The organism is Streptomyces sp. NPDC050147, assembly GCF_040660195.1.
Taxonomy (GTDB): domain Bacteria; phylum Actinomycetota; class Actinomycetes; order Streptomycetales; family Streptomycetaceae; genus Streptomyces.
In genome coordinates, this window is sequence record NZ_JBFALJ010000037.1 from 62,135 (window position 1) to 79,224 (window position 17,090).

A 17,090-nucleotide genomic window follows, 5' to 3' on the forward strand; every position below is an offset into this window, starting at 1 on the left:
GCGTGGGGTCCGGGGCCTCACGGTCACATCGTGCGCCGGGCGGGCCCCGTGGTGCGGCCCGTCCCGGCTCGGGCGGCTGTTCGCCCTATCGCGCCCCGTACACCGGCTGGGGCACCTCGGCCCCGGCCAGCAGCTTGAGCGCCGCGTCGCCCGCCTCGGCGGGGGTCCAGCGGGCCCCCTTGTCGGCCGTCGGCCCCGGCCGCCAGCCCTCCATGACGGTGATGCGCCCCGCTTCGGCCTCGAAGACCCGGCCCGTGACACCGGCGGACGCCTCGGAGCCGAGCCACACCACGACCGGCGAGACGTTCTCCGGGGCCATAGCGTCGAAGCCGCCTGTCTCGGGTGCGGCCATGGTCTGCGCGAAGGTGCGCTCCGTCATGCGCGTGCGCGCGGCGGGCGCGATGGCGTTGACCCGCACGCCGTAGGAGGCGAATTCCGCGGCGGCGACCATGGTGAGCCCGAGAATCCCGGCCTTGGCCGCGCTGTAGTTCCCCTGCCCCACACTCCCCAGCAGCCCGGCCCCGGAGCTGGTGTTGATCACGCACGCGTGCCGCGCGCGCCCCGCCTTCGCCTCGCCGCGCCAGTACGCCGCCGCGGCTTTCATCGGCAGGAAGTGCCCCTTCAGGTGAACGCGCATCACCGCGTCCCAGTCGTCCTCCTCAAGATTGACCAGCATCCGGTCCCGCAGGAACCCCGCGTTGTTGACGAGGGTGTCGAGGCTTGCGTACGTGTCGAGCGCGGCCCGCACCAGGGACGCGGCGCCCTCGGTCGTGGCGATGTCACCGCCGTGCTCGACGGCCTCGCCTCCCGCCGCGCGGATCTCCTCGACGACGTCGTGCGCGGGCCCGCCGGACGCCCCGGAGCCGTCGGGACCGACACCCAGGTCGTTCACGACGACCTTGGCTCCCTCGGCGGCGTACGCGCGCGCGTGCGCACGGCCGAGGCCGCGGCCCGCTCCCGTGACGATCACGACGCGGCCCGCGCAGATTCCCGTGCCCGGCTTCTTGGCTGAGGTCATGCGGAACTCCTCGGATGCGTTCGACGGTTGACGGACGCGGCGTCCAGGAAGGCGGGGCGTTCGCCGCCCCCGTGCAGGTGCAGTGCGGCGCCGCTGATGTAGCGCGCGGCGTCTGAGGCGAGGAACACGCACGCGTCGCCGACGTCCGACGGATCGGCGAGGCGGCCGAGCGGGACGGTGCGGGCGACCGCCGCGATGCCGTCCTCGTCCCCGTAGTGCAGATGGGCGTTCTCGGTGCGGGCCAGGCCGAGCACGACGGTGTTCACGCGCACCTTCGGGGCCCACTCCACGGCCATCGTGCGCGCCAGGTTCTCCAGGCCGGCCTTGGCCGCCCCGTAGGCACCGGAACCGGGTGAGGGCCGGGAGCCGCTGACGCTTCCGATCATGGTGATGCTGCCCGCGCCGTCCTCTTGGCCGCACATCACCTCGTACGCCGCCAAGGACGCGTACAGCGGGGCCAGCAGGTTGAGTTCGACGATCTTGGCCTGGCGGGCCGGGGCCGACTGGGCGAGCAGTCCGAAGGGCGTGCCGCCCGCGTTGTTCACCAGGGCGTCCAACCGGCCGTGGTCGGCGGCCACCGCGGCGAAGAACGTGTGCGCCGCCTGCGCGTCGCGCAGGTCGAGGGGCCGGAACTCGGCGGCTGCTCCCGCCGCTTGGACCGGACGGTCCGGCGGTCTGCGGGCACAGATGACCACCCGCGCGCCGACGGCGAGGAAGCTGCGGGCGATACCGGCGCCGACGCCTCGGGTGCCGCCGGTGACGACGACCACCTGTCGGGTGTCAGTCATCGCTGCTACCTTTCCAACTAACAAATGTTTGGTTGAAGGGCCTGGTTGAAAGGTAGCGGATCCTCTGATGTCTGTCTCCACCTCCACCCCGGAGAAGGGCGTGGCCGTCGTCACCGTCGACTTCCCGCCCGTCAACGCCCTGCCCGTGCGGGGGTGGTTCGACCTGGCGTCCGCCGTGCGCGCGGCGGGCCACGACACCGGGACGCGCTGCGTCGTCCTGGCCGCCGAGGGCCGCGGTTTCAACGCGGGCGTGGACATCAAGGAGATGCAGCGCGACAGCGGCCACAGCGCCCTGATAGGCGCCAACCGCGGGTGCTACGAAGCGTTTTCAGCGGTCTACGAATGCGAGGTCCCGGTCGTGGCCGCGGTGAACGGCTTCTGTCTGGGCGGCGGCATCGGGTTGGTGGGCAACGCCGACGCGATCGTGGCGAGCGAGGACGCGACGTTCGGCCTGCCCGAGCTCGACCGCGGTGCGCTCGGCGCGGCCACACATCTCGCGCGCCTGGTGCCGCAGCACCTGATGCGCGCCCTGTACTACACCTCGCGCACGGCCACCGCGGCACAGCTGCACGCGCACGGCTCCGTGTGGCGCGTCGTGCCGCGCGGGCGACTGCGCGCCGCCGCCCTGGAGTTGGCCTGCGAGATAGCACGGAAGGACGGGACGCTGCTGCGGTTCGCCAAGGCGGCGATCAACGGCATCGACCCGGTCGACGTGCACCGCAGCTACCGCTTCGAGCAGGGCTTCACCTTCGAGGCGAACCTGAGCGGCCTGGCCGACCGGATCCGCGAGGGCTTCGGCACGGGCCCCGGGACGGAGAGCGAGGAGGGCAGGGCATGACGGACAAGACCATGACGCCCGACGCGGTCGTGGGGCGGCTGCGCAGCGGAATGACGCTCGGCATCGGCGGCTGGGGCTCGCGCCGCAAGCCGATGGCACTGGTGCGGGCCGTGCTCCGGTCCGGAATCACCGACCTCACCGTCGTCTCGTACGGCGGCCCGGACGTCGGCCTGCTCGCCGCGGCGGGGAAGATCCGCAAGCTGGTCACGGCGTTCACGACCCTTGACTCGATCCCCTTGGAGCCGCACTTCCGCGCGGCACGCGAGCGTGGCGCCTTCGAACTGGTCGAGCTGGACGAGGCGATGTTCATGCAGGGTCTGACCGCCGGTGCCCAGCGGCTGCCGTTCCTGCCGATCCGCGCGGGCCTCGGTTCGGACGTCCTGCGGGTCAACCCCCATCTGCGTACGATCACTTCGCCGTACGAGGACGGGGAGAAGCTGGTCGCCGTGCCCGCCCTGCGGATGGACGCGGCGCTGGTCCACCTGAACCGCGCCGACCGCCTGGGCAACGCCCAGTATCTGGGCCCCGACCCGTACTTCGACGACCTGTTCTGCGAGGCGTCCGACACGGCGTACGTGTCGTGCGAGCGGATCGTCGAGTCGAGCGAACTCACCGAACGGTCCGCGCCGCAGACGATGCTGGTCTCCCGGCACGCCGTGACGGGTGTGGCCGAGACGCCCCAGGGTGCGCACTTCACGTCGTGCGTGCCGGACTACGACCGCGACGAACCCTTCCAGAAGGCGTACGCCGCCGCCGCGGGCGACCCGGACACCTGGAAGGAATTCGAGGACCGTTTCCTCACCGGCACCGAGCAGGACTACCAAGCGGCCGTCCAGACCTGGCACAAGGAGCAGCGATGACGCGGACCGACCCGACGGCTGCGTCCGGTGCGGCCGATGCGACCGCCGCCACCCGCGCCGAATACTGCGTGATCGCCTGTGCCGAGGCATGGCGGGACGCCGGCGAGATCCTCGCGTCGCCGATGGGCACGGTTCCCACGATCGCCGCCCGCCTGGCCAAGCTGACGTTCTCGGCGGACCTGCTGCTGACGGACGGGGAGGCGATGCTGATCGGCGACGTGCCCGCCGTGGGGGCGCCGTCGGCGGTGACGGAGGGCTGGCTGCCGTACCGCAAGCATCTGACGATGGTCATGGGCGGCAGGCGTCACGTGATGATGGGCGCGAGCCAGATCGACCGCTTCGGGAACCAGAACATCTCCTGCATCGGCGATTGGGAACGGCCCAGACGCCAGTTGCTCGGAGTGCGCGGCGCCCCGGTCAACACCCTCAACAACCCCGTGAGTTACTGGATCCCACGCCACTCGACGCGCGTCTTCGTCGAGAGGGTCGACATGATCAGTGGCGTCGGTTATGACAGCGCGGCGGCGGCAGGCCCTTCCGCGACCCGCTTCCACGACCTGCGCCGGGTCGTGTCGGATCTCGGCGTCTTCGACTTCGGGGCGGCGGATCACGCGATGCGCCTGGTGTCCCTGCATCCGGGTGTGACGGTGGAGCAGGTGCGTGAGTCGACCGGCTTCGCGCTCGCGACGGCGGACGAGGTGCCCCGCACCCGCGAGCCGTCCGCGCAGGAGCTGCGGCTGATCCGGGACGTGGTCGACCCGCGGGGTCTGCGCGAGCGCGAGGTGCGCTCGTGACGCCGCCCCCGCCGAGCATGGAGACGGCGCTGACCGAACTGGTCGGCGTCCGGTATCCGATCGTGCAGACCGGCATGGGATGGGTGGCGGGCCCGCGCCTGGTCTCCGCGACGGCGAACGCGGGCGCCCTCGGCATCCTGGCCTCCGCGACGATGACCGTCGACCAGCTGCGCTCCGCCGTCCGTGAGGTCAAGTCCCGTACGGGTGAGCCGTTCGGGGTCAACCTCCGCGCCGACGCGGGCGACGCGCGGGACCGGGTGCGGGTCATCGTCGACGAGGGGGTGCGGGTGGCGTCCTTCGCGCTCGCCCCCTCGAAGGAGCTGATCGCGGAGCTGAAGGACGCCGGGGTGGTCGTCATCCCGTCCATCGGCGCGCGCCGGCACGCCGAGAAGGTCGCGGCGTGGGGCGCCGACGCGGTCGTCGTGCAGGGCGGTGAGGGTGGCGGGCACACGGGCGAGGTCGCCACGACCGTGCTGCTGCCGCAGGTCGTGGACGCGGTGGACATTCCGGTGGTAGCGGCGGGCGGTTTCTTCGACGGCCGGGGGCTCGTCGCCGCGCTCGCCTATGGCGCGGCGGGGGTCGCGATGGGCACGCGCTTCCTGCTGACGTCGGACTCGACGGTTCCGGACGCGGTCAAGGCCCGTTATCTGGCCGCGTCGGTCAAGGACGTCACGGTCACCACGCGCGTCGACGGTCTCCCCCATCGGATGTTGCGGACGGAGCTGGTCGCGTCGCTGGAGAAGTCGGGGCGGACGGCATCCCTCGCGCGGGCCGTGCGGCACGCGGCGGCGTTCCGGAAGATGTCCGGCATGGGGTGGCGGGAAATGATCCGGGACGGCCTCGCGATGCGCCACGGCAAGGGAATGACGTGGAGCCAGGTCCTGCTCGCCGCGAACACGCCGATGATGCTGAAGTCGGCGATGGTGGACGGCTTCCCGGAGGCGGGGGTCATGGCCGCCGGGCAGGTGGCGGGGATCATCGAGGACCTGCCGTCGTGCGAGGAGCTGGTCACGGGGGTGATGACGGAGGCGACGACGGTGACGGCACAACTACTGAACGGCGGCCTGCGGCGCGCTGAGCAGTGAACTGGGCCCTCCGGGGGCTTTACCCGATCCCTTCCGGGGGTGAGACGCCGGGCGGGTGTGCCGGGGGGAGATGCTTACGGGCGGAGGTGGTGGTTGGCCGGTGTACGGGGGGCAGATGCTCGCCGGGGCGCAGGCGGTGGGCCGATGTACCGGAGCCGATGTTCGCCGGGGCCCAGGTCCTCCGGCCCGTGTATGGCGGCAGATGCCCACCGGGGCGCAGGCGGTCGGCCGATGTGCGGGCGCGTGCGCGGACGGCGCCGGTCTGCTCTCAGCCCCCGAGCCGCTTAGCGGGCCGTACGGCGGGGTCTACCCGGCGGGGTGCAAACGCCGCCAGTGTACGGAGGGTGCCGGGCTTGCACGGCGTTGGGGCGGTCCTGCGGGCAGGGTTGCCGAGGCCGTCCGGCGGCAGGGTGGCCGGCAGGCAGGCATTGGACGCCGCCCGCGCCGGGGCTGCTCAGACCCTTGCCACCTGCAGGGAAGCCCGCGCTCGGGCGGCCAGCCCTGCCGCCCCGCATACTTCGGCCAGGGCGAGACCGCGCGCCAGTTCCGTCGCGGAGCCTGCCGCGATGCCGTACTCGACCCGTGCGACCGCGTGTTCGTAGGCGCACGGCGACGCCTCCAGGCAGGCGACGGCTCGTGCGTACAGCTCGACCGCCCGCTGGCCGCTCTCCAGGGACGCCGCGCACCGCAGCGCCTCGCCGATCGCCGTCTCCGTTCCGAAGAGCTCCGCACGGACCCGTGCCTCCGCGACCAGCTCCCCGGCCCGCCGAGGATCCTCGACGGCAAGCACTCGGGCGAGCTCGTACGCCCAGGGATTGACGACCGTGTTGTAGCAGCCGCGTTCGTTCGCCGTCTTCGCCGCCACCTCCAGTTCGTTGATGCCCTCCGGTCGTCGGCCGGAGGCGATCAGCAGACGGCCGCGCACGTAATGGATGTCGGGCAGGAAGATCGTGGAGGGGTAGGGCGGCGCGATGCCGTAGCGATCGGCCGCCTCCTGGGCCTCGGCGACCTTGCCGCGGGAGAGCAGCACGTCGATGAGCTTGCACGCGGCGTCCCAGTGCATCGGCAGGCCGCTGCCGACACGGTCGGTGAGACGAAGGCTCTCCCGCAGCGACTCCTCCGCCTCGGCAAGACGTCCACGCCTGCGGTACACCAAACCCAACCAGGCCTTGGCGACGGCCAGATGACCGCCGCTCCAGCCCGCGGCCTCATAGGCGCGCACCCCCTCGGCGAAGACGCTCTCCGCGCGGTCGAGACGGTCGGTGAAGATGTAGGCGCCGCCCAGCATCGTCAAGAGCTCGAAGCCCCACTCCGTGTCGGTCCAGCCGAGCCCGGGTGCGAGGCGGCCGTTGACCAGGGAGCGGTCGCAGAGCTCGACGACCTCCTCCGCGTTCTCCCCTCGGGTCATGGCGTCGAAGGCGCGCAGGATCAGCAGGGCGCGCTCGGAGTTGTCGCGTCCCGGCAGTGGCCCGGCGAGCGCGGCAAGGCGGCGCGAACGTCCCGTCGCGTCGTCCTCGCGTGCGTGGATGCCCTCCCACATGTAGTGGACCCCTTCCAGACGCATCCGGTCGGGTCCGGGGTCGAGACGCTCGGCCTCGGCGTCCACGACGCGCAGGGCCTCCTCCAACTGGTCGTTGTGCACCAGGGCTTGGGAGAGGCGGCACACCGCGTCCACGCGGAGCTTGCGGTCGAGGCCCGGGGTGTGGAGGGCCTCGCGCAGGTGGCCGATGGTCGTGGCGGGCGAGGTGAGGAGGGTGGCGCAGCCCAGTTCGTAGAGCACGCGCGCGTGGGTCTCGGGCAGCGGCGGTTCCCGCAGGGCGCGTTCGAGGCAGCGGCGGGCCGCGTCCGGCGCGCCGACGGCGAGGTGCTCGGCCGCCGCCTCACGCAACTGCTCGACCAGTTCGGGGTCGTCGTCCGGATGCACCTCCAGGAGATGCCGGGACGCGGCCGCCGCGCCACGGCCCGACAGCGTGACGGCCCAGGCGGCCTGGCCGTGGAACGCGGTGCGGGTGGCGGGCGGGATCGAGCGGTAGACCGTGCTGGCGATCAACGGATGAACGAATTCCAGGCCGTCGTCGGCACCGAGCAGAATGCGCGCGGTGCGCAGCCGCTCCGCGCACCGCTCGGCCTTCTCGCGGGTCATCCCGGCGAGCGAGGCGGCCAGGTCCAGCGGGATGGCGGTGCCCAGGATCGCGGCCGCCCACGCGAACCGCGTGACGTCCGCGCCGAGTCCTTCGAGACGGGCGACGAGTCCACGACCGCGCGCCGAGCGGTTCAGGGCGCGCAGTTCGGCGGCGGAGCCCTCCACCGGTTCCAGGTCGCTGTCCTGCACCTTGGCGAGCAGTTCCACGGATTCGTACGGATTGCCGCCCGTGACCGCCCAGACCTCGCGGCAGAACGGGGCGTCCGCGTGTTCGCCGAGGGTGGCCCGGGTGAGACCGGCGGCCGCGTCCGGGGTGAGCGCGCGCAGCGGGGGCAGCGGACGGGCCGCCTCGCCGACCGCCGCGAGGTGGCGCGCGCTCTCGCCGGTGGCATCGTCGGGCCGGTGGGCGACCACCACGAGGACGGGCAGTTCACCGAGGCGCTGGGCGAACGCGGCCAGCCAGTGCAGGGTCTCCTGGTCGGCCCAGTGCGCGTCGTCGATGAGCAGGACCAACGGCCAGTGCAGCCCCGAGAGCCGGGCGACCGCCTCGACCAGGCCGTCGCACACGCCCTGCGGGTCGGCCTGGAGACCGGTCGGCTCGGCTATGCCGAGAGCGGGGCCCGCGATCTCGTACCAGTCGCCGAGATACTCCCGTGCCTCTTCGGGCGAGAGAGCGACGAGGGCCGGTTGCAGCAACTGGCGTACGACGTTGAAGGGGACGGAGGTGACGGTCTCGCCGCCTCGCGCGGACCACACCACGGCCCGCCCCTCGGCGATACGGCGCACCTCGGCGAGCAGCGCGGTCTTGCCGATGCCCGCCTCGCCCTGGAAGACGAGCAGCCCGCCCGCCGTCGTCGATTCGGAGCACAGCTCGTCAACGGCCCTCGTGGCCGCGGCGAGTTCCGCGTCGCGCTCCCACAACGGGGCCCCGGTGGCGCCTCCGGGCCGTCCCTGCGTCATCGCGCTACCTCCCGAGGTCGCTCAATCGACGTACAGACATCGAGACTAGCTGGGGAGAAGGCCTCGCGGTGCGGGGTCCGGGCAGCAACTCCCACAAGGGGTGAAGGCCAAGTCCAGAGCTGGACGCCTCAGAGGCGCTCGATCATGGTCACGTTCGCCTGGCCGCCACCTTCGCACATCGTCTGGAGGCCGAACCGGCCGCCGGTGCGCTCCAGTTCGTGCAGGAGCGTCGTCATCAGTTTCACGCCGGTCGCGCCGAGGGGATGACCCAGGGCTATCGCGCCGCCGTTGACGTTGACCTTCTCCGGGTCGGCGCCGGTCTCCTTCAGCCAGGCGAGGACGACCGGCGCGAAGGCTTCGTTGATCTCGACGAGGTCGATGTCGCCGATGCTCATGCCGGTCTTCTTGAGGGCGTAGGCGGTGGCGGGGATCGGCGCGGACAGCATCCTGATCGGGTCCTCACCGCGCACGGAGAGGTGATGGATGCGGGCTCGGGGCGTCAACCCGTGTTCCCGCACGGCCCTTTCACTCGCGATGAGCATGGCGGCGGCGCCGTCCGAGACCTGTGAGGAGCAGGCGGCGGTGATGGTGCCGTCGTCCAGGACGGGCTTGAGACCCGCCATCTTCTCCAGTGTCGTGTCGCGGCGCGGTCCCTCGTCCGTGGTCACGTCCCCATAGGCGGTGAGTTCGCGGTCGAAGCGGCCCTCGTCGATCGCGCGGACGGCCCGCTGATGCGAGCGGAGGGCGAACTCCTCCATGTCGCGGCGGGTGATGCCCCACTTCTCGGCGATCAGCTGGGCGCCGTGGAACTGGTTGACCGGCCGGTCCCCGTAGCGGGCGCGCCAGCCCTCGCTGCCCGCGAAGGGGCCCTCGGTGAGTCCGAGCGGTTCGGCGGCCTGCCGGGAGGCGAAGGCGATGGGGATCATCGACATGTTCTGTGTGCCGCCCGCGACGACGAGGTCCTGGGTGCCGGACAGGACGCCCTGCGCCGCGAAGTGCACGGCCTGCTGGGACGATCCGCACTGCCGGTCGATCGTCACGCCGGGCACCTCTTCGGGCAGTCCCGCCGCCAGCCAGGAGGTGCGGGCGATGTCCCCGGCCTGCGGGCCGACCGTGTCCAGGCAGCCGAACACGACGTCCTCGACGGCGGCGGGGTCGATACCGGTGCGCGCGACGAGTGCCCGCAGGACATGGGCCCCCAGGTCGGCGGGGTGGACGGCGGAAAGGCCGCCCTTGCGCCTGCCGACGGGGGTACGGACCGCTTCGACGATGTAGGCCTCGGCCATGACTGCGTACTCCTCGTGCTCCTCGGTCGGTGCGGTCGCCGGGGGGGGCGACGCGCTCTACGTGGTGCGTACGGCGATGCCGTCCAGGACCATCGAGAGGTACTGGCGGGCGATCTCCTCGGGGCTGTGGCCGCCGCCGGGGCGATACCAGGACGCGGCGACCCAGACGGTGTCGCGCACGAAGCGGTAGGCGAGCCGGATGTCCAGATCGTCACGGAAGACGCGCTCCGCCACGCCGCGCTCCAGCGTCGTCAGCCACGTCTTCTCGAAGCGCTGTTGCGAGTCGGCCAGGTACTGGAAGCGCGCCTGCGCCACCAGGTGCTTGGACTCCTTCTGGTAGATCGCGACGGCTGAGCGGTGCCGGTCGATCTCCCGGAAGGACTCGGTGACGAGTGCTTCGAGGGTCTCGCGGGGGCCGAGCTGTGACTGGAGCACGGTGTCGTACCCGTCCCACAGCTCGGTGAGGAAGGTGGAGAGGATCTCTTCGAGCATCGACTCCTTGGAGTCGAAGTGGTAGTAGAGGCTGCCGGCGAGCATGCCGGCGGCGTCCGCGATCTTGCGGACCGTCGTCGCGTTGTAGCCCTGCTCGGCGAAGACGTCGGCCGCGATGGCGAGGAGCTCCCCCCGGCGCTCGGGCGAGGGACTCACCGCGGCCTTCTTGGTGCTGGTGCTGGTGCTGCTCGGTTTCGGTTTCGTTTTCGGTTTCGACACACGGCCATTCTCCGCCTAGGCGTGCTGGTTGCTGACCGAGACCGTCTCCCCCGTCATGTACGAGGAGTACTCACTGGCCAGGAAGACGATGACGTTGGCTATCTCCCACGGCTCGGCGTGCCGCCCGAACGCCTCGCGCGCGGTGAGCTCCTCGAGCAGCTCCGGCGAGGTGACCTTCGCGAGGTGCGGGTGCATGGCGAGGCTGGGCGACACCGCGTTGATCCGTATGCCGTGGGGCGCGGCCTCGACGGCGGCGCACCGAGTGAGGGCCATGACGCCCGCCTTCGCCGCGGCATAGTGCGCCTGGCCGGCCTGGGCGCGCCAGCCGAGCACCGAGGCGTTGTTCACGATCACGCCGCCGCGGTCGGCGGCCCGCATGCGGCGCAGGGCGGCCCTGGTGGAGCGGAACGTGCCGTTGAGCGTGACGTCGATGACTCTGTCCCACTGCTCGTCGGTCATCTCGGTGAGCTCGGCGGTGCCGCCGAGTCCCGCGTTGTTCACGACGACGTCCAGGCCGCCGTGGCGTTGCTCCGCCAAGTCGTACAGCGCCTGCACCTGGGCTTCGTCCGTGACGTCGCACGGCGTGCCCTCGACCCGACCGGCGCCGAACTCCTCGGCCAGCGCCTCCACCGTCTCCTTGGTGCGTCGCGGGTGTGCGTCGCCTATGACGACGCGCGCGCCTTCCTCCAGAAAGCGGCGGGCGGTGGCGCCGCCGATGCCCGCTCCGGCCGCGGCCGTGATGACGGCGGTGCGGCCCGCGAGCAGACCGTGCCCCGGCACGTATGTGGGCGCGTCCATGCTCGGCCTCCCTTGACTCCCGACTCGCTCTCGACGGCTGACTGCACCTCAGGGTAATCTACCAAACACTTGTTAGGGAAGCCCGGAAGGCTGCCGGAGAAGAAACCGGAGAAGACCGGAGAAGAACCGAGACCGAAGAGGTGGGCCACTGATGGACCTCGACTTCACCGCCGGGGAAGAGGAGTTCAGGCAGCGGGCACGTGACTGGCTCGCCGGGCACGTGCCGGCCGAGCCGCTGCCGTCGCTGGAGACCCGCGAGGGTTTCGCCGCCCACCGCGCCTGGGAGGGCGAACTCGCGGCCGACCGCTGGTCGGTGGTCTCCTGGCCCGAGGAGTACGGCGGGCAGGGCGTCGGCATCGTCGAATGGCTGGTGTTCGAGGAGGAGTACTTCGCCGCGGGCGCCCCCGGCCGGGTCTCACAGAACGGCATCAACCTCCTCGCGCCGACCCTCTTCGACTTCGGCACCGAAGAGCAGCGCGCCCGGGTGCTGCCCCCGATGGCGAGCGGCGAGGTGATCTGGGCGCAGGCCTGGTCCGAGCCGGAGTCGGGCTCGGACCTGGCCAGCTTGCGTTCCACCGCACGCCGTGTGCCGGGCGGTTGGCTGATCAGCGGGCAGAAGACCTGGTCGTCGCGGGCCGCGTTCGCCGACCGCGCGTTCGGCCTGTTCCGCAGCGAGCCGTACGAGACCACCAGGGACAAGCCGCACCGCGGTCTGACGTACCTGATGTTCCCGCTCGACGCGGACGGCGTGACCGTCCGTCCCATCGGCCGCCTCGACGGCAAGCCCGCGTTCGCCGAGCTCTTCCTCGACAACGTCTTCGTGCCCGACGAGGACGTGATCGGTGAGCCGGGCCAGGGCTGGCGGATCGCCATGTCGACGACGGGCAACGAACGCGGCCTGACCCTGCGCTCCCCCGGCCGCTTCGTCGCCGCGGCCGACCGCCTGGTGAGCCAGTGGCGCACGCACGGCGACCCCGCGGACACCGCGCTGCGCGACCGGGTCGCGGACGCCGTGATCGGCGCCCGCGCCTACCAGCTGTTCACCTGGGCCAACGCGTCGCGCTTCGCGGCGGGCGAGACGATCGGCGCGGAGTCGAGCCTGAACAAGGTCTTCTGGTCCGAGTACGACATCGCGCTGCACGAGACCGCCCTGGATCTCCTGGGCCCCGAGGGCGAGTTGGCGCAGGGCGGTGAGTGGGCCGAGGGGTACGTTTTCTCGCTCGCCGGGCCCATCTACGCGGGCACGAACGAGATCCAGCGCGACATCATCGCCGAGCGGCTGCTCGGACTGCCGAAGGGACGCCGCTGATGAGGTTCCTCCTCGACGACGGGCAGCGCGAGTTCGCGCGCTCGCTCGACGCGATGCTGACGGCTGCGGACACCCCGGCGGCCGCGCGCGCGTGGGCCGCCGGTGACCATACGCGCGGGCGTGCCCTGTGGGGACGTCTGGCGGAGGCGGGCGTGTTCGCGCTCGCCGCCCCCGAGGAGTACGAAGGGGTGGGACCGCTTCCGGTGGAAATGGCCGTCTCCTTGCTGGAGTTGGGGCGGCATGCGGTGCCGGGGCCTGTGGTCGAGACGGTGGCGGCGGGCGCCCTGCTCACCCGGCTCGCCGAACTGGGCGAGGCGGCTCCCGCCAAGCGGCTTCTCGCGTCCGTGACCTCCGGGGAGGCCATGACGACGCTCGCTCTCCCGGAAGGGGGCCCTTTCGCTCTGGACGCGGACGCGGCGACGCTGCGGCTGTACGCCGCTGGGGGCGAGCTGCGCCTGGCCTCCGGGCACGCGTGCGTGGAGCGCTCGTTGGACCCGGTGCGGCGCCTCGCCCGACTCCGGCCCGGTGAGCTCCTCGCCTCGGGCCCGTCGGTGCAGGAGGCTTCCCGGTACGCAGCCGACTGGGCCTTGCTCGCGACTGCCGCGCAGGCCTTGGGCGTCGGGCTCGCGCTGCTCGACAGAACGGTCGCGTACGTGAAGCAGCGCAGCCAGTTCGGCACACCGATCGGTGGCTTCCAGGCGGTCAAGCACCGGCTCGCGGACGTCCTGATGAGCCTTGAGTTCGCCCGGCCCCTGCTGTTCGGGGCGGCGTTGACGCTGGAGACCGGTGACGTGGCCGCGGCGAAGGCGGCGGCGGGCGAAGCCGCGTACGGCGCCGCGCGGGCGGCGCTCCAACTCCACGGGGCCATCGGTTACACCGCGGAGTACGACCTGTCGCTGTGGCTGACGAAGGCGCGGGCGCTGCGCGGCGCGTGGGGCAGCCCCGGGGAGTGCCGACGGCTGGTGTTGGCCGGGAGGCGGGGGGCCGGGTGCTACCGGGAGTGATTTCCGGCCTTTCACCGTCGCCGCCAACCCGCCCTCAGGGGCCCGGAGATCGACGACGACACCTCCTTCAGAGGAGGCTCGCGGGCCAGGTTTTCCCTCGATCACGTGTGCATATGATCAGCGGCATGCCACTGCGACTGGTGAACGTGAACTTCAAGGCTCGAAACGACTCGGCGCTCGGCCAGTTCTGGGCGAAGGCGCTCGGTTGGGGCATTTCCAGCGAGGGCCCCGGCGTCACGAACGTGGAACCCGAAGGCGTCGCCTGGCCGGACCCCTCCGCCATCTGCGTCGATGTCGTCACCGTCCCGGACCCCGAGACGGTGCGGTACCGCGTACACCTCGACCTCGCCACCACCTCTGTGGCCCATCAGGCGGAGCTGGTCGCACGCCTGAAGGATCTCGGCGCGACGCCCGCCGACGTGGGCCAGGGCGATGTCCCGTGGACGGTCCTCGCCGACCCGGAGGGCAACGTCTTCTGTGTCCTTGAGCCTCGGGAGATCTACCGGGGCACCGGGCCGATCGCCGCGATCGTGGTCGACTGCGCCGATCCGCGGGCCATGGCCCGGTTCTGGGACGAGGCGATGGACTGGACCCTGCTCGAGGTGTCCGACGATCACGCTCGGATGCGTTCGGCCAAGGGGGTCGGCCCGTATCTGGAGTTCCTGCGCACGTCCGGCGCGATGTCCGTGGGCAGCCGCGCCCATCTCGACGTGGCGCCGTACCCCGACGACGACAAGGCGGCGGAGGTGGCACGGCTCCGGGCTCTGGGCGCCACCGCCGCCGACGTCGGCCAGGGTGACGTCCCGTGGACGGTCCTTGCCGACCCGGAGGGCAACGATTTCTGCGTCCTCTCCCTGCGCTGACGCCGGGCTTCGCCACCCACGGGACGGCTCCGCGGTCTCTCCTCGGCACCGAGGTGAGGCCGCGCACCCCCTCACCCGTGCTCACCTCACTAAACTCCCTTCACCTGAACACCCCAACCCCCTCGCCCACTTGCTCCCGGGCGATCCTGCGCCACTCCTGGACACCGCCCTGCAGCGGCCAGGCCCACGTGGGGCGGCGTGCCGTACGCAGTTCATCCAGGCGCCGGACAAGAGCCGGTCCCGCGAACTCGGCGCCGTCGGGGACGCGCGGGCCCTGCGCGGCACGCAGTGCGGTGAACCGCGCCAGCTCGCTCTCGTATGCCGCCACGGCCCGCTCCGTACCGGTTTCCACCTCGTCCTGGGGGACGGTCCGTCGCAGCTCCAGTACGGCCGGTTCCACGGATTCGGCGATCGCCGCGGCCAGCCGGGCGTGCCCGTCCAGGATGAGGTGGCTGTCGAGCCCGCTCACCCACCAGAGCAGGACGGGCGGCAGAGTGCCGTCCCGCGCCTGCTTGCGGTACGCCTTGACCCTGGGATCGTCGGCGTCGGGCATCGCCCTGAGCGGCAGGACCTCCCACGAGCCGTCGTGGACGAACCAGTCGATGTACCCGTCGGGATCGCCCTCGATGAGCAGTGAGCGCCAGTACTCTCCGTGAGACGCGCCCCGGTGATTCGGCCGGAGGAGCAGCAGCGGGTCCGGCGACAGCACCCAACGCCCGTCGTGCAGGGGGCTGTCGGGCGACGTGGCGAGCAGGGCCGCGAAGTGGTGGGCCCAGCGTTGCGTTGAGCCCTCGAAGGCGCGGGCCATGTGCGCGCGCAGGGGTGGGACGAGGGGGCGGTAGCGACCCGTCCGGCAGAAGTCGACTCCGTCACGGTGAGGGTCCACCAGGGCCAGCAGCAGCGGGTTCGCGACTGCCCCTTGCGTCAGGAGCAGACGGTTCCCGGCGGTCCAAAGACGGAGACCGGGCCGTGGGCGCTCGCGCACTTCGAGGAGCAGACCGTTCCAGGCACCGTCGGTTCGGGTGACGTTCGCGCGGCGCACCCCCGGGCGTGTACTGGCCGATCCCGTGGCGGACATGGACAAGTCACCCCTCCCTCTGCGTCGATGGCTTGAACTGGATCGTACGTGCGAGTGCACTCGCACCTTCTTCGCTGCGATGATCAAACGCACTGGTGAGGAGAGCGAAAGGGGCAGTACGTGCGCGTAATCGGGCTGATGTCGGGGACTTCGTACGACGCCATCGATGCCGCGGCGGCCGACCTGACGATCGACGGCGACCGCCTGCTGCTCTCCCCGCTGGGTCTGATCACCCGCGGGTACGACGAGGGGCTGCGGGCCGCGCTCGGCGCCGCGCTGCCACCCGCCGCCACCACGCTGGCGGAAGTGTGCCGACTGGACACCCTCATCGGTCAGGCCTTCGCCACCGCGGCGGCCGAGGCGGACCGTGAACTGTGCGACGGGCGTGCCGAGTTGGTTGCGTCCCACGGGCAGACGGTCTACCACTGGGTGTCCGACGGGCAGGTGCACGGGACGCTGCAGATCGGGCAGCCCGCGTGGATCGCCGAGGCGACGGGGCTTCCGGTGGTCGCCGACTTCCGCCCCCGCGACATCGCCGCGGGCGGCCAGGGCGCGCCCCTGGTCAGCATCGTCGACCGGATGTGGCTGCGCGGCAGGCCCGGCACTCCCGCCGCGCTGAACCTCGGCGGCATCGCCAACATCACCGCCGCGGACGGCACCGCCTTCGACACGGGCCCCGCCAACGCGCTCGTCGACGCCGCCGTGCGCGAATTGACGCGGGAGCGGCTCACGTATGACGTCGAGGGCGAGATGGCCGCGCGGGGCACGGTCGACGAGGGGCTGCTCGCGGTCCTGCTCCGCGAGCCGTACTACGCGCGCCCCGCCCCGAAGACCACCGGCAAGGAACTCTTCCATCTGCCCTATCTACGGGAGGCGCTCACCGGATACGAGGCGCTCGCCCCGCAGGACGTCGTCGCCACGCTCACCCGCCTGACCGCCCGTACGGTCGCCGACGCCGTCAGGTCGGTGGACGCCTCCGAGGTCATCGCCTCCGGCGGCGGCACCCGCAACCCGACGCTGATGGCCTTCCTGCGGGCGGAGTTGGGGGCCGAGATCCCGGTGCGCACCTCCGACGAGCTCGGCCTGCCGTCCGCGGCGAAGGAGGCGTACGCCTTCGCGGTCCTCGGTTTCCTGACGGCGCACGGGCTGCCGGGGACGGTGCCGCAGAGCACGGGGGCGCGGCATGCGAGCGTGCTCGGGTCGATCACTCCGGGTCGGTCCGGCGTGCGAGTGCCCGCTTTTGAAGGCGGCGGCCCGGTGCGGTTGGTGGTGGACGGGCAGGAGCGGTGAACTCACCGCTCTCGCCGACGAGTACAGCGCCGAGCCCGGGAAGCGTGGCCGCGTACAGCCGAGGGTGACGGTCTGGGCGCAGCCGAGTGCGACGGCTCAGTGCAGGCGGGCGTGGCGACCGGTCCAGCCGAGTGCGACGGCCCAGTACAGGCAGGCGTGACGGCCGATCCAGCCGAGTGCGACGGCCCAGTACAGGCAGGCGTGACGGCCGATCCAGCCGAGTGCGACGGCCCAGTACAGGCAGGTGTGACGGCCGATCCAGCCT

The 17,090-nt window shown here is 71.9% G+C and carries 15 protein-coding genes; 8 read left to right on the forward strand and 7 right to left on the reverse strand.

What is annotated here, in order from left to right:
• Positions 1-85: 85 nt before the first annotated feature.
• On the reverse strand, positions 86-1,018 hold the full coding sequence (locus AB0I94_RS38645; RefSeq protein ID WP_363314480.1) for an SDR family oxidoreductase: 933 nt from the start codon (positions 1,016-1,018) through the stop codon (positions 86-88).
• Positions 1,015-1,806: an SDR family oxidoreductase gene (locus AB0I94_RS38650; RefSeq protein WP_363314481.1), complete on the reverse strand. Its 792-nt coding sequence runs from the start codon at positions 1,804-1,806 to the stop codon at positions 1,015-1,017. Before AB0I94_RS38650 ends, AB0I94_RS38645 begins: the two co-directional genes overlap by 4 nt.
• A gap of 67 nt (positions 1,807-1,873) precedes the next feature.
• Here AB0I94_RS38650 and AB0I94_RS38655 point away from each other — a divergent pair, with 67 nt between their 5' ends.
• Genes AB0I94_RS38655 through AB0I94_RS38670 form a run of 4 tightly spaced genes read left to right on the forward strand, consistent with a single transcriptional unit; the run spans position 1,874 to position 5,383 of the window.
• The gene (locus AB0I94_RS38655; protein WP_363314482.1) at positions 1,874-2,644 is read left to right on the forward strand and encodes an enoyl-CoA hydratase family protein; all 771 of its coding nucleotides are present in this window, start codon (positions 1,874-1,876) and stop codon (positions 2,642-2,644) included.
• On the forward strand, positions 2,641-3,504 hold the full coding sequence (locus tag AB0I94_RS38660) for a CoA-transferase (RefSeq protein WP_363314483.1): 864 nt from the start codon (positions 2,641-2,643) through the stop codon (positions 3,502-3,504). The genes AB0I94_RS38655 and AB0I94_RS38660 overlap by 4 nt, the downstream gene beginning before the upstream one ends.
• Complete coding sequence (locus AB0I94_RS38665) at positions 3,501-4,298, forward strand: CoA-transferase (protein ID WP_363314484.1); 798 nt, start codon at positions 3,501-3,503, stop codon at positions 4,296-4,298. Before AB0I94_RS38660 ends, AB0I94_RS38665 begins: the two co-directional genes overlap by 4 nt.
• On the forward strand, positions 4,295-5,383 hold the full coding sequence (locus tag AB0I94_RS38670; RefSeq protein WP_363314485.1) for a nitronate monooxygenase: 1,089 nt from the start codon (positions 4,295-4,297) through the stop codon (positions 5,381-5,383). Before AB0I94_RS38665 ends, AB0I94_RS38670 begins: the two co-directional genes overlap by 4 nt.
• 454 nt (positions 5,384-5,837) lie before the next feature.
• Here the strand turns inward: AB0I94_RS38670 and AB0I94_RS38675 are convergent, their stop codons facing one another.
• The 4 genes from AB0I94_RS38675 to AB0I94_RS38690 all read right to left on the reverse strand — a co-directional run bounded on the left by AB0I94_RS38675 (position 5,838) and on the right by AB0I94_RS38690 (position 11,281).
• Positions 5,838-8,486 (reverse strand): AAA family ATPase, encoded by a 2,649-nt coding sequence (locus AB0I94_RS38675; RefSeq protein WP_363314486.1) that lies wholly within the window; start codon positions 8,484-8,486, stop codon positions 5,838-5,840.
• Positions 8,487-8,614: 128 nt separating this feature from the next.
• Positions 8,615-9,772 (reverse strand): acetyl-CoA C-acetyltransferase, encoded by a 1,158-nt coding sequence (locus tag AB0I94_RS38680; protein ID WP_363314487.1) that lies wholly within the window; start codon positions 9,770-9,772, stop codon positions 8,615-8,617.
• 57 nt (positions 9,773-9,829) lie between these two features.
• The gene (locus AB0I94_RS38685) at positions 9,830-10,420 is read right to left on the reverse strand and encodes a TetR/AcrR family transcriptional regulator (RefSeq protein ID WP_363314502.1); all 591 of its coding nucleotides are present in this window, start codon (positions 10,418-10,420) and stop codon (positions 9,830-9,832) included.
• A gap of 78 nt (positions 10,421-10,498) precedes the next feature.
• Positions 10,499-11,281: an SDR family oxidoreductase gene (locus AB0I94_RS38690; RefSeq protein WP_363314488.1), complete on the reverse strand. Its 783-nt coding sequence runs from the start codon at positions 11,279-11,281 to the stop codon at positions 10,499-10,501.
• A gap of 151 nt (positions 11,282-11,432) precedes the next feature.
• On the opposite strand from AB0I94_RS38690, the gene AB0I94_RS38695 reads away from it, so the two are divergent.
• The 3 genes from AB0I94_RS38695 (at position 11,433) to AB0I94_RS38705 (ending at position 14,457) form a co-directional block, all read left to right on the forward strand.
• Entirely contained in the window at positions 11,433-12,590 is a 1,158-nt protein-coding gene (locus AB0I94_RS38695) for an acyl-CoA dehydrogenase family protein (RefSeq protein ID WP_363314489.1), read from the forward strand.
• Positions 12,590-13,594, forward strand: a complete 1,005-nt coding sequence (locus AB0I94_RS38700) for an acyl-CoA dehydrogenase family protein (RefSeq protein WP_363314490.1) — start codon at positions 12,590-12,592, stop codon at positions 13,592-13,594. The genes AB0I94_RS38695 and AB0I94_RS38700 overlap by 1 nt, the downstream gene beginning before the upstream one ends.
• 125 nt (positions 13,595-13,719) lie before the next feature.
• Positions 13,720-14,457 (forward strand): VOC family protein, encoded by a 738-nt coding sequence (locus tag AB0I94_RS38705; protein WP_363314491.1) that lies wholly within the window; start codon positions 13,720-13,722, stop codon positions 14,455-14,457.
• 100 nt (positions 14,458-14,557) lie between these two features.
• Here the strand turns inward: AB0I94_RS38705 and AB0I94_RS38710 are convergent, their stop codons facing one another.
• Positions 14,558-15,535, reverse strand: a complete 978-nt coding sequence (locus tag AB0I94_RS38710; protein WP_363314492.1) for a hypothetical protein — start codon at positions 15,533-15,535, stop codon at positions 14,558-14,560.
• A gap of 120 nt (positions 15,536-15,655) precedes the next feature.
• Here AB0I94_RS38710 and AB0I94_RS38715 point away from each other — a divergent pair, with 120 nt between their 5' ends.
• Positions 15,656-16,825: an anhydro-N-acetylmuramic acid kinase gene (locus AB0I94_RS38715; protein ID WP_363314493.1), complete on the forward strand. Its 1,170-nt coding sequence runs from the start codon at positions 15,656-15,658 to the stop codon at positions 16,823-16,825.
• Positions 16,826-17,090 lie beyond the last annotated feature (265 nt).

Coding starts and splice junctions, on each gene's coding strand:
- AB0I94_RS38645 (WP_363314480.1), bottom strand. CDS start 1,018: ATGACCTCAGCCAAGAAGCCGGGCACGGGAATCTGCGCGGGCCGCGTC.
- AB0I94_RS38650 (WP_363314481.1), bottom strand. CDS start 1,806: ATGACTGACACCCGACAGGTGGTCGTCGTCACCGGCGGCACCCGAGGC.
- AB0I94_RS38655 (WP_363314482.1), top strand. CDS start 1,874: ATGTCTGTCTCCACCTCCACCCCGGAGAAGGGCGTGGCCGTCGTCACC.
- AB0I94_RS38660 (WP_363314483.1), top strand. CDS start 2,641: ATGACGGACAAGACCATGACGCCCGACGCGGTCGTGGGGCGGCTGCGC.
- AB0I94_RS38665 (WP_363314484.1), top strand. CDS start 3,501: ATGACGCGGACCGACCCGACGGCTGCGTCCGGTGCGGCCGATGCGACC.
- AB0I94_RS38675 (WP_363314486.1), bottom strand. CDS start 8,486: ATGACGCAGGGACGGCCCGGAGGCGCCACCGGGGCCCCGTTGTGGGAG.
- AB0I94_RS38680 (WP_363314487.1), bottom strand. CDS start 9,772: ATGGCCGAGGCCTACATCGTCGAAGCGGTCCGTACCCCCGTCGGCAGG.
- AB0I94_RS38690 (WP_363314488.1), bottom strand. CDS start 11,281: ATGGACGCGCCCACATACGTGCCGGGGCACGGTCTGCTCGCGGGCCGC.
- AB0I94_RS38695 (WP_363314489.1), top strand. CDS start 11,433: ATGGACCTCGACTTCACCGCCGGGGAAGAGGAGTTCAGGCAGCGGGCA.
- AB0I94_RS38700 (WP_363314490.1), top strand. CDS start 12,590: ATGAGGTTCCTCCTCGACGACGGGCAGCGCGAGTTCGCGCGCTCGCTC.
- AB0I94_RS38705 (WP_363314491.1), top strand. CDS start 13,720: ATGCCACTGCGACTGGTGAACGTGAACTTCAAGGCTCGAAACGACTCG.
- AB0I94_RS38710 (WP_363314492.1), bottom strand. CDS start 15,535: ATGTCCGCCACGGGATCGGCCAGTACACGCCCGGGGGTGCGCCGCGCG.